The organism is Burkholderia sp. PvR073, assembly GCF_054055695.1.
In genome coordinates this window covers 1,000,692-1,013,246 of sequence record NZ_JBSRXO010000001.1, presented here as the reverse complement: position 1 = coordinate 1,013,246, position 12,555 = coordinate 1,000,692, and the positions used below count along the sequence as shown (strand labels likewise).

Annotated in this window: 12 protein-coding genes; 3 read left to right on the top strand and 9 right to left on the bottom strand. The window is 67.7% G+C overall.

The window, feature by feature from the left end; translation table 11 throughout:
- Nucleotides 1-9: 9 nt before the first annotated feature.
- The 7 genes from ACVK00_RS04485 to ACVK00_RS04455 form a co-directional block, all read right to left on the bottom strand.
- Complete coding sequence (locus ACVK00_RS04485; protein ID WP_284888696.1) at nucleotides 10-447, bottom strand: low molecular weight protein-tyrosine-phosphatase; 438 nt, start codon at nucleotides 445-447, stop codon at nucleotides 10-12.
- Between the two features lie 47 nt (nucleotides 448-494).
- Nucleotides 495-1,610 carry a polysaccharide biosynthesis/export family protein gene (locus ACVK00_RS04480; RefSeq protein ID WP_456826942.1) on the bottom strand — a complete coding sequence of 372 codons (1,116 nt, stop codon included), beginning with the start codon at nucleotides 1,608-1,610 and terminating at the stop codon, nucleotides 495-497.
- Between the two features lie 132 nt (nucleotides 1,611-1,742).
- Entirely contained in the window at nucleotides 1,743-3,137 is a 1,395-nt protein-coding gene (locus ACVK00_RS04475; RefSeq protein WP_284888617.1) for an undecaprenyl-phosphate glucose phosphotransferase, read from the bottom strand.
- Nucleotides 3,138-3,525: 388 nt separating this feature from the next.
- The gene (locus ACVK00_RS04470) at nucleotides 3,526-3,846 is read right to left on the bottom strand and encodes an XRE family transcriptional regulator (protein ID WP_284888618.1); all 321 of its coding nucleotides are present in this window, start codon (nucleotides 3,844-3,846) and stop codon (nucleotides 3,526-3,528) included.
- 493 nt (nucleotides 3,847-4,339) lie between these two features.
- A complete protein-coding gene (locus ACVK00_RS04465; protein WP_284888619.1) occupies nucleotides 4,340-5,149 on the bottom strand; it encodes a TlpA family protein disulfide reductase in 810 nt (269 codons plus the stop codon).
- A gap of 288 nt (nucleotides 5,150-5,437) precedes the next feature.
- Nucleotides 5,438-6,028, bottom strand: a complete 591-nt coding sequence (locus ACVK00_RS04460; protein WP_354123209.1) for a DUF4410 domain-containing protein — start codon at nucleotides 6,026-6,028, stop codon at nucleotides 5,438-5,440.
- 227 nt (nucleotides 6,029-6,255) lie between these two features.
- A complete protein-coding gene (locus tag ACVK00_RS04455) occupies nucleotides 6,256-7,260 on the bottom strand; it encodes a hypothetical protein (RefSeq protein ID WP_284888620.1) in 1,005 nt (334 codons plus the stop codon).
- 270 nt (nucleotides 7,261-7,530) lie between these two features.
- Here ACVK00_RS04455 and ACVK00_RS04450 point away from each other — a divergent pair, with 270 nt between their 5' ends.
- The gene (locus ACVK00_RS04450) at nucleotides 7,531-8,256 is read left to right on the top strand and encodes a class I SAM-dependent methyltransferase (protein WP_228908827.1); all 726 of its coding nucleotides are present in this window, start codon (nucleotides 7,531-7,533) and stop codon (nucleotides 8,254-8,256) included.
- A gap of 31 nt (nucleotides 8,257-8,287) precedes the next feature.
- On the opposite strand, the gene ACVK00_RS04445 is transcribed toward ACVK00_RS04450, so the two are convergent.
- The gene (locus ACVK00_RS04445; RefSeq protein ID WP_284888621.1) at nucleotides 8,288-8,764 is read right to left on the bottom strand and encodes a GNAT family N-acetyltransferase; all 477 of its coding nucleotides are present in this window, start codon (nucleotides 8,762-8,764) and stop codon (nucleotides 8,288-8,290) included.
- 131 nt (nucleotides 8,765-8,895) lie between these two features.
- On the opposite strand from ACVK00_RS04445, the gene pdxR reads away from it, so the two are divergent.
- Nucleotides 8,896-10,374: a MocR-like pyridoxine biosynthesis transcription factor PdxR gene (gene pdxR, locus ACVK00_RS04440; RefSeq protein WP_228908828.1), complete on the top strand. Its 1,479-nt coding sequence runs from the start codon at nucleotides 8,896-8,898 to the stop codon at nucleotides 10,372-10,374.
- Nucleotides 10,375-10,428: 54 nt separating this feature from the next.
- On the opposite strand, the gene ACVK00_RS04435 is transcribed toward pdxR, so the two are convergent.
- On the bottom strand, nucleotides 10,429-11,466 hold the full coding sequence (locus tag ACVK00_RS04435; RefSeq protein WP_228908829.1) for an aldo/keto reductase: 1,038 nt from the start codon (nucleotides 11,464-11,466) through the stop codon (nucleotides 10,429-10,431).
- Between the two features lie 129 nt (nucleotides 11,467-11,595).
- Here ACVK00_RS04435 and ACVK00_RS04430 point away from each other — a divergent pair, with 129 nt between their 5' ends.
- Nucleotides 11,596-12,483 (top strand): LysR family transcriptional regulator, encoded by an 888-nt coding sequence (locus tag ACVK00_RS04430; RefSeq protein ID WP_284888622.1) that lies wholly within the window; start codon nucleotides 11,596-11,598, stop codon nucleotides 12,481-12,483.
- The last annotated feature ends 72 nt before the right edge of the window (nucleotides 12,484-12,555 follow it).

Sequence of the window (12,555 nt, the reverse complement as noted above, 5' to 3'; positions counted from 1 at the left end):
ATTCGATGCTCATCTCAGTGCCTGGATCTTCGGCACCCACGCGTTCACGCCTCGGTCGATCAGGGAATAGGCATGCCTGAACGCATCGATCGGCTTCAGGTACGGATCCGGCACATCGATGCCGTTTCGTCCGTCGAGCTGGAACACGCGCCCCAGCGAAAAGGGATGGCGCACCACGATCTCGCGCTGCTGGCCGGCTTCCATGGTCAGGACGATGTCCGCACGGCGAACCAGTGCCGCGGTGAGCTGCTGCGCGCGATGCGCGGAAATGTCGATCCCGGCTTCGGCCGAGACGGATGACGCGAGCGCGTGCGCCGGGGCCCCGACGAGTGCCGACGTGCCGGCGGAGACCACTTCGATACCCGGCAGTCGCGACCGCAGCAGCCCCTCGCCGATCGGGCTGCGGCAGATGTTTCCGGTGCAGACGACGAGAATGGTGTGAATCATTTTTCCTCCGGCTTTTCTCTTGTGAATGCCGTATCGATGGCTTTTGGTCATTTCGTGACGATCGCGCCCGTCAACCCGGCATTGATCGCCGGCAACAACAGATTCAGCACGCGGCTGAACCGGACCAGGCTGTTGCTGTCCACGTAGACGACATCCTTCGGCTGAAGGTCGAACTGATTGGCGAGCACCATCGCGACGGGCGAGCTTGCGTCGAGGTGGAACACGCGCGGCGCATCGCCCGACGCACCGCGGATCACATAGAGTTGCGCGGTATCGGCGCTCGCGCTGTTGAAGCTGCCTGCCTGCGACAGCGCGTCGCTCAGCGTCAGCCGGCCCGTGCGCAACGGCAGCGCGGTAACCGGGCGGGTCACTTCGCCCATCACGTAGACGCCGTTCTCCTCGCGCGGCAGCACGCGCAACAGATCGCCGTCGCGCAGCAGCAGGCCGGCGGGATTCGTGCCGCGCGCCAGCATGCCGGGCAGGTCGAGCGGATACGAGACGCCGCCGCGTACCAGCACGAGGCGGCTCTGATCGGCCGCCGGCAGGAAGCCGCCCGCGCGGCCGACCGCTTCGTACAGCGTCATCGGCACGTCGTTGACCGGCACCGTGCCGGGCGTGCGCACCTCGCCGTCGACATGAACGTGCTTCGCGCGGAACGACGCGACGCGCACCGTGACCTTCGGCGCGACGAAGTAGCGTGCGAGCGCGGCCGAGATCGCGCGGCGTGCGCCGTCGACGGTCAGGCCGGCGACCGGCACGTTGCCGGCATAGGGCACCTGCACGTTGCCCGCATCGTCGATCACGAACCCTTGCGGTGGATCGGACGGCCGCACATTGGTCTGCTGCAACGGCCCTTGCGCGATGGTCAGCTCCGGGTGGTCCCAGACGGTCACCTGCAGCACGTCGCCCGCGCCGAGCGTATAGGCGGCGGGGCGGCCGAGCAGCGCATCGGACTGGTTCGCGTCGGCCGCGTGCGCGTCGGCCTTCAACTGGCGGATCAGCGTCGCGTCGATTTCGGCGATCGGTACCGGCGGCGTCGCGGCAGGTGCCGGCGCGTTGCTGTTCGAACCAGGCAGGCCGGTCGTGGCAGGCATCTTCATCCCGGGCGCGAGCGCACAGCCCGACAACACCGCGCAGCACAGCACGCCGACGCACGCGCGCACGGCGCCACGCGCAGGCGACGGAGCGTTCGCGGACGTGCGATGGCGGCGACCGCCGAAGGATCGGAAGAGAGATAACTTCAAGGTGGAGCCTATTCGGACGTGTGAAGCGGGTGGACGATCTGCATGCGGCGCTCAGTACGCGTTCTGATGACCGAATCCGTGCAACACCGTCGCACCGATGATTCGCAGATCGAGCGCGAACGACCAGTTGCGCAGGTAGTAGAGGTCGTACTCGACGCGGGACTGCATGCTTTCGAGTTGTTCGGTCGCGCCGCGCAGCCCGTTGACTTGCGCCCAGCCGGTGATGCCGGGCTTGATCCGGTATCGGTGGATGTAGCCGTCGACGAGCGTGCGGTACTGCGCGTCGTGCTCTACCGCATGCGGGCGCGGGCCGACCACCGACATGTCGCCGAACAGCACGTTGACGAACTGCGGCAGCTCGTCGAGGCTCGTGCGCCGCAGGAACGCGCCGACCTTCGTCACGCGCGGGTCGTTGCGCGTGGCTTGCGCGACCGTGCCGGCTGGTTCGACATGCACGTGCATCGTGCGGAACTTGTAGATGTCGAAGGTCTGGCCATCCGCGCCGCGCCGCTTCTGCGTGAACAGCACGGGGCCCGGCGACGTCAGCTTGATGGCCGCGGCGACGACGAGCAGCAGCGGCATCAGCCCGACCAGCACGACGGCCGCGAACGCACGGTCGAAGATCGCCTTCGCGAACCGTGCACCGCGCGACAGCGGCGGTGCGGCCAGCGAGATCGCCGGTTCGCCGAGTATGTCCTCGACACGGCTGCCGAACGGCGCATGCTTGCTGACGTCCGGCATCAGGCGCAGTTCGACGAAATCGTGACGGAATTCGTCGATCACGCGCGTGATCGTGGCGTCGTCGTCAAGCGGCAGCGCGATCCAGATCTCGTCCACGCGTTCGGTGCGGGCAAGGGCGGCGAACGATGCAAGATCGGTGGCGACGAAAGCGCCTTCGCCGAACGTGGCCGCGTGCTCGGTCGTGCGATACGCGCCGACGAACCGGTAGCGCGACGCGCCGGCCGTGTCGATCGAGTCGGCGAGGCGCTCGAGCCATTCGCCGCCGCCGACGATCGCGACGCGGGACGGCGTGCACGGCACATGCAGGCTGCGGTGGCGTGCGACGCTCAGCCCGACGCGGAACACGGCAAGTGCGATCGCGACGCCGAGCGTCCAGCAGAAAAGCCACGCCAGCAACGTCAACGTGACGGGCGTCAGCGAGATCATAATCAGTAGAACGAAGCCTTGGACGACAAACCAAAGCGCGAGTGTGCGCAGCGCGTAACGCGTGGCCGGACGCGTCCGGCCGTCGAGGCCGATGCCGGCCAGCCGCAACATGAACGCCGCGAGCAGCGCGCTGACGCAGATCAGGATCCATTCGGTTCGGAGTGCGGCGAGATTCCACATCGAACCTCGGTGCGTGATTCCCGCGACGACGATGATAAGGAGGACATCGACGGCGCATATAGCCCTTGTTGCGCTACCTTTTTCCTGCTTGCGTTTCATACTATGTTCATTCGGCTTGATGCACGGTCAATCCGGTGTTGCGGCATGGACTGATCGCTGGCGTATCGGGGCGAACCAGATCTGACATCGATATTTAAAAATGACAGTTGGCAAGGAAGAAACCGAGTTTATGGGGGGGGCCATCTCGGAACCATCAGACAACGTGTCGTCCGCCGAAGAAAACAGATAGGACAAGTACTATTTCGTTGCGCGTGCCTAGGCGGTGAAACAACGAAACGTCGGGGTAGGGGCGAGGGGCGGGCGGGGTCGATGTAAGACCCGTCCGATGAAGATCGGTGTCGTCTACGCTTCTAATACGAGCGTTTCATTCGACACGGAGTACTGAAAAGGCGTGGTGCGGATTGCCGTGAGGCGGACGCGGAGGTCGTCAGACCGACACCGTGATACCTGCCGAACGCGACTGCCCCGCAGGCCGCACGACGATCTCCACATGCTGGCCAAACGACACCAGCGTGTGCATCAGCAGATCCAGTGAAACGTTCCGGATTCGCTCGCGCTGCTCCGGAGTGACTACCGGCCGCGCCATCTCGGCCAGTGCCGCGGCCTCGGCCTCGCTCAGGCCGCGCGACACAATCAACGCGTTGAGCTTGAGCACGAGCGCGGACTTGGCCGACAGTGTGTCGGCATCGTCGAAGTCGAAATCGGACGGCGCGGTGTCGGGGTGTCGGAGTGAGTCGCTGTAATTCATTGCGCGTCCCCCGTGATCACCTGCCGGTTGTGCGTCACCTCGATCCGGAAACGAACCCGTGCGATATGATTCGCGTCAGCCATGGCTAACTCCTGCTTTGAGTTGGTTGTGGTCAGTGGCCCGCAGGTGTTGGTGCACTTGCGGGCCGCGCCCGTTTACGCAGCGGATATCGATCGTCATCCCGTCATATGATTTGCATGACGAAATGATTTGATATTCCACGCGAAAACGTGCAACCACTCTAGCCGAGGTTGGCCGCTGTCAGATGCTGATTAGGTGCGCTTTCATTGGCGCGGGTCGTCAGCCGATGCCTTGCTTGCCCGCCGCCCAATGATTTCGGGTCAGCCAGCGCTGGCTGGCCGAATCGTCACTTCGTTGAAGATGTGTCAGAAACCGTGTCGGTCGAACGCTTCGGCACGTCGGCCGCACGTCGCACGAGGAGGTCATTCGCGTCGTGCCGATAGCGTTCGAACCCGTGCGCCAAGCGCGTCCGTCAGGGGTGCAAGCCCGCGCGCACGGTGTCCTTCAGCCGCGCGGCGGTGATCTCGCCCATGTGCGATTCGACGAGATTGCCGTTCGCGTCGAAGAACAGCGTCGTCGGCAGCCCGCGCGAACCGTAGGCCTTCATCGTATGCAGCGTGCGATCGAGCAGCACATGATCGAACCGCAACCCCTTCCGTTCGAGGAACGCGCGCACGGTCTGCGCGTCTTCGCCCTGATTGACCATCAGCACCGTGATGTCCGGATGATCCTGCTGCGCCTGCGCGAGGATCGGCATTTCACGTTGGCACGGCGGGCACCAGGTGGCCCACAGATTGACGACGACGGGTTTGCCGGCAAAGCGCTGCGGTGCGACGGGCGTCGCGTCGAGCGCTTCGAGCCGCATCGCGGCAAGCGGCGGCGCATTGTGCTGCAACGTCGCGAGCGTGCCTTGCGCGATGCCCCACGCGGCGAGCCCCGCCAGCATGCCGGCCAGCACCGGGCGACGCAGCGCGGGCAGGCGGCGCAGTCGCCAGCCGGCGAACACGAGCGCAGCGGCGACGCCGATGCGCCAGTCGAAGCCGCCGTCGCCGAGCGCGACGATCGAGCGCGGGGCGGCTGAATACTCGGACCACCATTGACCGACGTAACCGACGCGCGCGGCGATCAGGCCAAGCAACAGCGTGTCGAGGATCAGGCTCGCCGCGCTCTTGTGCTGGCCGTCCGGCGGGCGGCGCTGCATGAAACGGGCGACGAGCCATGCGATCAGCGCGGCGGCGGCTACCGCGACGACGCGGATCGAGAAGGGACCGATGCTCAGCATGGAAGCGAGACGATGAGGATGGAGGGGCGACCGGTGAAAACGGCACGGTCGAATGGCATGTCGAGTTTCGACCCGACACCGTGCGCGGGGTTCCCGCGGCGGCCGTGACGGCGCGTGTCACCTCCGACGATCCGGATTCCTCGGACGGGCACTCCTCACCGGGCGGCGATTTCTTTCGTAATGCCCGATGAAGTGCGTCGGGCGACGAACCGGCAGCGTCGCCGGACGATGCGCACGGCGACTGCCGCCCGGCGGGCCGTGATTGCGCGATCCGCCGGGCGTCGGACCTTACAGCTTCTTCGACGTGTCCGGTGCCGTGTCAGCCTGCTTCGCAGCCGTTGCCGGATCGAGCGTTGCGAGCGTCTGCTCGGTGAATTTCTCGTACAGCCAGTCCATGCGCATGCTGTCGATGCCGGCGATGCCGCCGAGCGCGCACGACGCCGACACCTTGAAGCGGTCGACCGGATGATTGTCGGCATCGACGAGCGTCACGGTGCCGTTGACATGATCGTTGCCCGCCATGAATCCGAACATGACCGCGGAAAAGCTCGATCGCACGCGAATGCCGGTGACTTCGACATTCAGGTGCATCGCATCGGTGGAATCTGCGTTGGCGAGCAGTTTGCGTGCGTCCAGTGCGCTTTCGATTTTCTCCTGCAGTTTCTTCGCGTCGAACTTCAGGTTGTCTTTCAACTCTTCCCGCGCGGTATCGTCGAGCGTGACCTTCACGATCACGGGTTTCGTGCCGAAGTGGGTCGTCGATGCGGTCACGGGTGCCCCCGCCGAATTGCTCGTATCGCGTGTCACACTGCTTGCGCAGCCCGACAGGAAGCCGATGGTCACCAGTGCCAGAGCGGCATGACGGAAAAGAGATTTCATGATTTGGTCTTTTGATTGGGGTTATTTGAACAGGCTTGGTCGCCGGAACTGAATCTAACATGGGGCGATTCGATTCAATTCATCGAATTGACGGGAACGATCGAGAATCGGTTCGGCATTTGTTCACCGGGGCACCGACGCGCCGATGAATGACCCGCGGCGCGGCGAGCGATGACGAGTGCCGGAGATTGGCCGTTGCTATCGCGGCGCCGGCGATTGACGCGCGATTACCGTCCGTGGCCGGATACCGCACCGCCCAGCCGATACGCGGTAAAGAACTCGTACCACGGCGTACCTTGCGCGACCGGCACGCCGAGCGCCGACGTGCGCTGCTTCAACGCGGTGAACACGTCGTTGATGCGCGCGGCCTGCGCGGCATCGCCGAACGGATGCGGCTTTGCCCGGCCGGCCGCGAACGCGCCGTAGGCGATCGCGAGCAGGCGCGCGCCGTCGTCGATCGAGAAGATCGAGCCGTTGATTGCTTCGACGAAGCGCGGCCGGTCCGCTTCGCGCGAGGTGGCGATGCACTGGAACACGATCGCCGACACTTCGTGGAGGTCGTTGGCCCGCAGCAAGGACGGCAGGCGTGCGGCGATCCGGTCGGCCGATTCTTCCTGCAGCGCCGCGCCGAAGTCGAGCACGGCGGCCATCGGATTGCGGTCCTGCTTCACGCGATCGAGCGCCGACGCAGATGATGCGGCCGCCGCTTGCGCGTCGTCGCCCGGCGCGGCCCGCAGCGCGTCCGCCACCTGCTGCTGCCACTCCGGAAAAATCATCCGCACGTTGCCGAACTGCTCGCCGCCTGACGCGGCCGGATTCCACCGGTAGACGATCGTGCCGCCGTGAATGAATGGCGAATACAGGTGCTCGGCCGTTTGCGGCAGCGGCCGCCGGTTAATCGGCAGCCACGCGAGCGTCAGCCAGTCGTAGCGGCCGGTGGCGGGCACCGACGGGCTGGAACTCGCGACGACCTGCCAGGTGCCGCGGTTCGCGTAGCGCCGGCGTGCGTCGGGCGCCGCGACGGTCTGCTGTTTCGCGGTATCGAAGTAGGTGGTGCCGGTCACGTTTTCGCCGCTGTCCGGGGCCGGCGTGATGGTGGCGATGACCCACGATGCGCCGTCGGCCGAACGATAGTCGGCGGGCTGCAGCGTGGCGACGTCGTGCACCATGCGCGTTTCGGCGGCGACGGGGCTCGGCGGGAGATGGGCGGGACCGGCGACGATACTCGGCATGGACATCCTTCGGAATCGGGTGCGTATCGGCGGATGTTGCGATACGCGGCGGCGCATGGTGTTGCTCATAACTGTAGGACGCCGTGGCCGGAAACGGAAACCAGCCGAGGTGGGCTCCGGCGACGCCGGCGACGGCAGCGACGCCAGCGGCTCCAGCGATGCCAGCGATGCCAGCGGCCCGGGCAGCGCAAAGCCGCGCTCACGCGCTGCGCCGCTTCGGCTTACCATGCGCACCTGGGCCAGCACGACCCACCCCGACCGGGAGCGAACATGACCGACACGAAAGCCATTACAGCGCACTGGACGCACGTCGCCGACCAATGGATCGACTGGGCCGGCAGGCCGGGCCACGATGCCTTCTGGAAGTATCGCGAGGGGCTGGCCGCCTACCTCGGCCGCGGGGCCGGCCGCGCACTGGAGATCGGCTGCGGCGAGGGTCGCGTGAGCCGCGAGCTGAAGGCGCTCGGCTACGACGTGACCGCGAGCGACGCGGTGCCCGCGATGCTCGACGCCGCGCGTCGCGCGGATTCCGCGCACCGCTACGCGCTCGCCGACGCCGCATCGCTGCCGTTCGATCCGGCCAGCTTCGATGTCGTGATGGCATACAACGTGCTGATGGACCTCGACGACATGGCCGCCGCGCTGCGCGAGGCGCGCCGCGTGCTGAAGCCGGGCGGGCTGCTGTTCGTGTCGCTCGTGCATCCGTTCCGCGATCGCGGCCGTTTCGCGGGGCCGCAACCCGACGCGCCGTTCGTGCTGGAAGGCACGTATTTCGGCAGCGAGCATTTCGAAGGCGTGGAAACGCGCGACGGGCTGTCGATGCACTTCGCGGGCTGGTCGCTGCCGCTTCAGGCCTACATGGATGCGCTGGAGTCGGCCGGCTTCGCGATCGTGTCGCTGCGCGAGCCGCCGCCCGACCGCGCCGACACGGACACGCTGAAGCAGTGGTCGCGCGTGCCGCTGTTCCTGTGGATCAAGGCGCGGCCGCTGGATTGAAGCCGTCGCGGCCGCGCTGTGTGCGACACGATCAGCGCGGCAAGACCTTCCGATAGATCACGAATCCGCTCTTTTCCGCGACCGTGTCGTAGAGCCGCATCGCCGTGTGATTCGTTTCGTGCGTCTGCCAGTACACGCGTTCGGCGCGATGTGCCTGCGCGGCGTCGTACACGGCTTCGATCAATGCGCGGCCCACGCCCTTGCCGCGTTCGCTATCGAGCGTGAAGAGATCCTGCAGATAGCAGGTCGGCCCGGCTAGCGTCGTGCTGCGGTGATACAGGAAATGCACGAGCCCGACGAGCCGGCCGTCGCGTTCCGCGACACGCGCATGCAGGGGCTCGTAGCCGTCGAAGAAGCGCGACCACGTGAGCTGCGTGATCTCGCGCGGCAGCGCGGTGTCGCCGAAGCGGCCGTAGAAGCGGTTGTAGCCGTCCCACAGCGGCAGCCAGTTGTCGAAATCGTCTTCCCGCACGGGGCGTACGGTCAGGCCGGCGTCGGTAGCGTTCATGGTCGCGAACCTCATCGATGATGTTGGAATGAAGCGTTGCCGACGCGGCCGGCAACGGGAGCAGACCGCTACGATAGAAAGTTCGTGGCACCATGTGTAGACCCATGACATCTACACATTCTGGAGCCACGATGGATTACGCCGTGTTGCTGTCGACCTTCGAGCGCGAGGCGGGGCCGCATGCGGCCACGCGGATGTCGCAGCAGCAGCGGCTGTACGCATGCCTGCGCGATGCGATCCTGGGCGGCCGGATCGCCGAAGGCGCGCGGCTCGCTGCGTCGCGCACACTCGCCGACGAACTCGGCATCGCGCGCAACTCGGTGCTGTACGCCTACGAGCGGCTCGCGTCGGAAGGGTTCGTGACCGGCTCGCGACAGGGCACCGTGGTCGCGCGGATGGGACTGCGCGGGTCGCGGGTCGCCGCCGCGGCGCCCGCCGGCGATACGACGGTGCTGTCGCGGCGCGTCGCGCGGGCCGAGCGCGCGACGAGCGGCCTCGACGAGTCGCTGCCGTTCATGCCGGGCGCGCCGGCCGTCGACGAATTCCCGCTCGCGCAGTGGCGGCGCTGCATCGAACGGGCATGGCGAACGGCGGGGCCGGCGCAACTCGGCTACCAGTCGGCCGAAGGCGATGCGGTGCTGCGCGACGCGATCGCCGGCTATCTGCGTGCGTCGCGCGGCGTGCGCTGCGACGCCGCGCAGGTGATCGTCACCGACGGCACGCAGGGCGCGCTCGACCTGTGCGCCCGCGCGTTGGCGGACGCGGGCGATGTCGCGTGGATCGAGAACCCCGGCTATCAAGGTGCGCGCAACGCGTTTCTCGCGGCCGACCTGCGTGTCGAACCGATCGGCGTCGATGCGCAGGGGCTCGCGCCGCATCCGGACGACTGGCGCGATCGTGCGCCGAAGCTCGTCTACATCACGCCGTCGCATCAGTATCCGCTCGGCGCGGTGATGAGCCTCGAACGGCGGCTCGCGCTCGTCGCCCATGCGCGCGCGGCCGGCGCCTGGATCGTCGAGGATGACTACGACAGCGAGTTCCGCCACCACGGCACGCCGCACGCGGCCGTGCAGGGACTCGCCGACGATGCGCCCGTGATCTATCTCGGCACCTTCAGCAAGGTGATGTTTCCCGCGTTGCGGCTCGGCTTCATGGTCGTGCCGCCCGCGCTGGCGCAGCCGCTGCGCGACGCGGCGGGCGCGCTGATGCTGCAGGGCCGCGCGGTCGAGCAGCGCGCGCTCGCGGATTTCATCGACGCGGGGCATTTCACGCGGCATCTGCGGCGCATGCGGCGCGTCTATGCGGAGCGGCGCGACGCGTTGCACGATGCGCTGGCGCGGCGGCTGAGCACGCGGCTGACGGTGTCGGGCGGCGCCGGCGGCATGCATCTGTCCGCGCGGCTCGACGTGCCGGTGGCCGACACGGAACTGAGCCGCGTCGCGCAGGCGCGCGGGCTGATCCTGAGGCCGCTGTCGTCGTTCTGCATGCCGGGCACCGCGCACGGCTACAACGGGCTCGTGCTCGGCTACGGCGGCGTGCCGGCCGAGCGGATGGACGCGCTCGCGCGCCGGATCGGCGAGATGATCGACCGCGTGCTGGCCGCGCGGTGACGGCCGTCGCGCCGCGTTCCGATGGCGTCGCGGCGCGACGGCGCGCGGCTGCGCTTACCCGCGCATCGGCGGATTGACGCGCGCGAACGCGTCCTGCCGGCGATACGGGAAGTACGGATACGGCGCTTCGACCGCACTCGCCGCATCGAGCTTCGCGATCTGCGCGTCGGTCAGCGACCAGCCGACCGCGCCGAGGTTCTGGCGCAGCTGTTCCTCGTTGCGCGCGCCGACGATCACCGACGACACGGTCGGCCGTTGCAACAGCCAGTTCAGCGCGATCTGCGGGACGGTCTTGCCGGTTTCCTCCGCGATCGCGTCGAGCGCATCGACCACGTCGTACAGCCGCTCGTCGTCGACCGGCGGCCCGAAGCCGGCCGTGTCGTGGAGGCGGCTGCCTTCGGGCAGCGGCGCGTTGCGGCGGATCTTGCCGGTGAGCCGGCCCCAGCCGAGCGGGCTCCACACCAGCGCGCCGAGGCCCTGGTCCGCGCCGAGCGGCATCAGGTCCCACTCGTAGTCGCGGCCGACGAGCGAGTAATAGACCTGGTTCGCGACGTAGCGCGACCAGCCGTGCCGGTCGGCCGCCGCAAGCGACTTCATGATCTGCCAGCCGGCGAAATTCGATACGCCGATGTAGCGCAGTTTGCCCACGCGCACCAGGTCGTCCAGCGTCGACATCACTTCCTCGACCGGCGTGGCCGCGTCGAACGCGTGAAGCTGCAGCAGGTCGATGTAGTCGGTGTCGAGCCGGCGCAGTGCGTCGTCGACCGCGCGGATCAGTCGCGCGCGCGACGTGCCGGCGTCGTTCGGCCCGTCGCCGGTCGGCAGGCCCGTCTTGGTCGAGATCAGCACCTGGTCGCGCCGTCCGTGGATCGCGGCGCCGAGCACGCGCTCGGAGGCGCCGTCGGAATACACGTCGGCCGTGTCGAACAGGTTGACGCCGGCTTCGAGGCAGATATCGATCAGGCGGCGCGCTTCGTCGACGCCCGTGTTGCCCCATGCGCCGAACAACGGGCCGGTGCCGCCGAACGTGCCTGCGCCGAAGCTCAGCACGGGAACCTTGAGGCCGGAGCGGCCGAGCGTGCGGTATTCCATGTCGTGTGCCCTCTCTTGATCGGAAGCCGGCGCGAATGGGCGCCGGCAAGGTGGATCCTCACTCTAGCGCTTGCGGTTCAACCGGATAATTGGGCAGACTTCGAAAATATCATTCGGAGAAAGCGAAGAATGCTGCTCGATAACCTCGCGCTGTTCCTGCGCATCGTGGAAAAGGGCGGGCTGGCCGCGGCCGGCCGCGAGGTCGGCTTGTCGCCGGCCACGGTCTCCGAGCGGCTGGCGGCGCTCGAGAGCCATTACGGCGCGGCGCTGCTCACGCGCACGACCCGCGCGATCAGCCTGACCGACGAGGGCCGCACGCTGGTCGCCGGCGCGCGGCGCCTGCTTGCCGAAGCGGACGAGCTTGAAAGCCGCGTGCGGCTCGGCGCGCAGACGCTGTCGGGGCCCGTGCGGCTCAGCGCGCCGGCCGACCTCGGGCAGGCGCGCGTCGTGCCCGTCGTCGACGCGTTCCTGGCCGAGCATCCGGGCGTCACGGTCGACCTGCATCTCGGCGACGGCTACGTCGACCTCGTCGGGCAGGGGCTCGATTTCGCGATCCGGCGCGGCACGCTCGCGGATAGCGCGCTGCGCAGCCGCTCGCTCGGCCGGTCGCGCCGCGTGGTGTGCGCCGCGCCCGCCTATCTCGCCGCGCACGGCACGCCGCGGCATCCGGACGAACTCGCCGCGCACGACTGCATCGTGATGCGTTTCGGGCAGGAGCTGTATGCCGAGTGGCCGTTCCGCATCGACGACGCACTGAAGCGCGTAATGGTGCGCGGCCGGCGCGTGGCCAACGACGGGGCGCTCGTGCGCGCGTGGTGCGTCGCGGGGCACGGGATCGCGCTGAAGTCGCTGCTCGACGTCGAGCAGGATCTGGCGTCCGGCGCGCTCGTCGAGATCCTGCGCGACTTCTCGCCGGGCGAAGTCGACCTGCAGATCGTTTATCCGGGCGGCGCCGCGCAGCCGCGGCGCGTGCGGGCGCTGATCGAGCAGCTGGCGCAGGCGCTGGCAGCGGGATGATCGCAACCGGATCGCGCCGCGCCGGATGCCTCTGCCTGCGGGCCGCGACGTGATGACGTCGGATGCGGTGCG

Excerpts from the sequence above, each read along its gene's own strand:
- ACVK00_RS04435 (WP_228908829.1), bottom strand. The coding sequence starts at position 11,466 with ATGGAATACCGCACGCTCGGCCGCTCCGGCCTCAAGGTTCCCGTGCTG.
- pdxR (WP_228908828.1), top strand. The coding sequence starts at position 8,896 with ATGGATTACGCCGTGTTGCTGTCGACCTTCGAGCGCGAGGCGGGGCCG.
- ACVK00_RS04455 (WP_284888620.1), bottom strand. The coding sequence starts at position 7,260 with ATGCCGAGTATCGTCGCCGGTCCCGCCCATCTCCCGCCGAGCCCCGTC.
- ACVK00_RS04475 (WP_284888617.1), bottom strand. The coding sequence starts at position 3,137 with ATGAAACGCAAGCAGGAAAAAGGTAGCGCAACAAGGGCTATATGCGCC.
- ACVK00_RS04445 (WP_284888621.1), bottom strand. The coding sequence starts at position 8,764 with ATGAACGCTACCGACGCCGGCCTGACCGTACGCCCCGTGCGGGAAGAC.
- ACVK00_RS04470 (WP_284888618.1), bottom strand. The coding sequence starts at position 3,846 with ATGAATTACAGCGACTCACTCCGACACCCCGACACCGCGCCGTCCGAT.
- ACVK00_RS04460 (WP_354123209.1), bottom strand. The coding sequence starts at position 6,028 with ATGAAATCTCTTTTCCGTCATGCCGCTCTGGCACTGGTGACCATCGGC.
- ACVK00_RS04430 (WP_284888622.1), top strand. The coding sequence starts at position 11,596 with ATGCTGCTCGATAACCTCGCGCTGTTCCTGCGCATCGTGGAAAAGGGC.
- ACVK00_RS04465 (WP_284888619.1), bottom strand. The coding sequence starts at position 5,149 with ATGCTGAGCATCGGTCCCTTCTCGATCCGCGTCGTCGCGGTAGCCGCC.
- ACVK00_RS04485 (WP_284888696.1), bottom strand. The coding sequence starts at position 447 with ATGATTCACACCATTCTCGTCGTCTGCACCGGAAACATCTGCCGCAGC.
- ACVK00_RS04450 (WP_228908827.1), top strand. The coding sequence starts at position 7,531 with ATGACCGACACGAAAGCCATTACAGCGCACTGGACGCACGTCGCCGAC.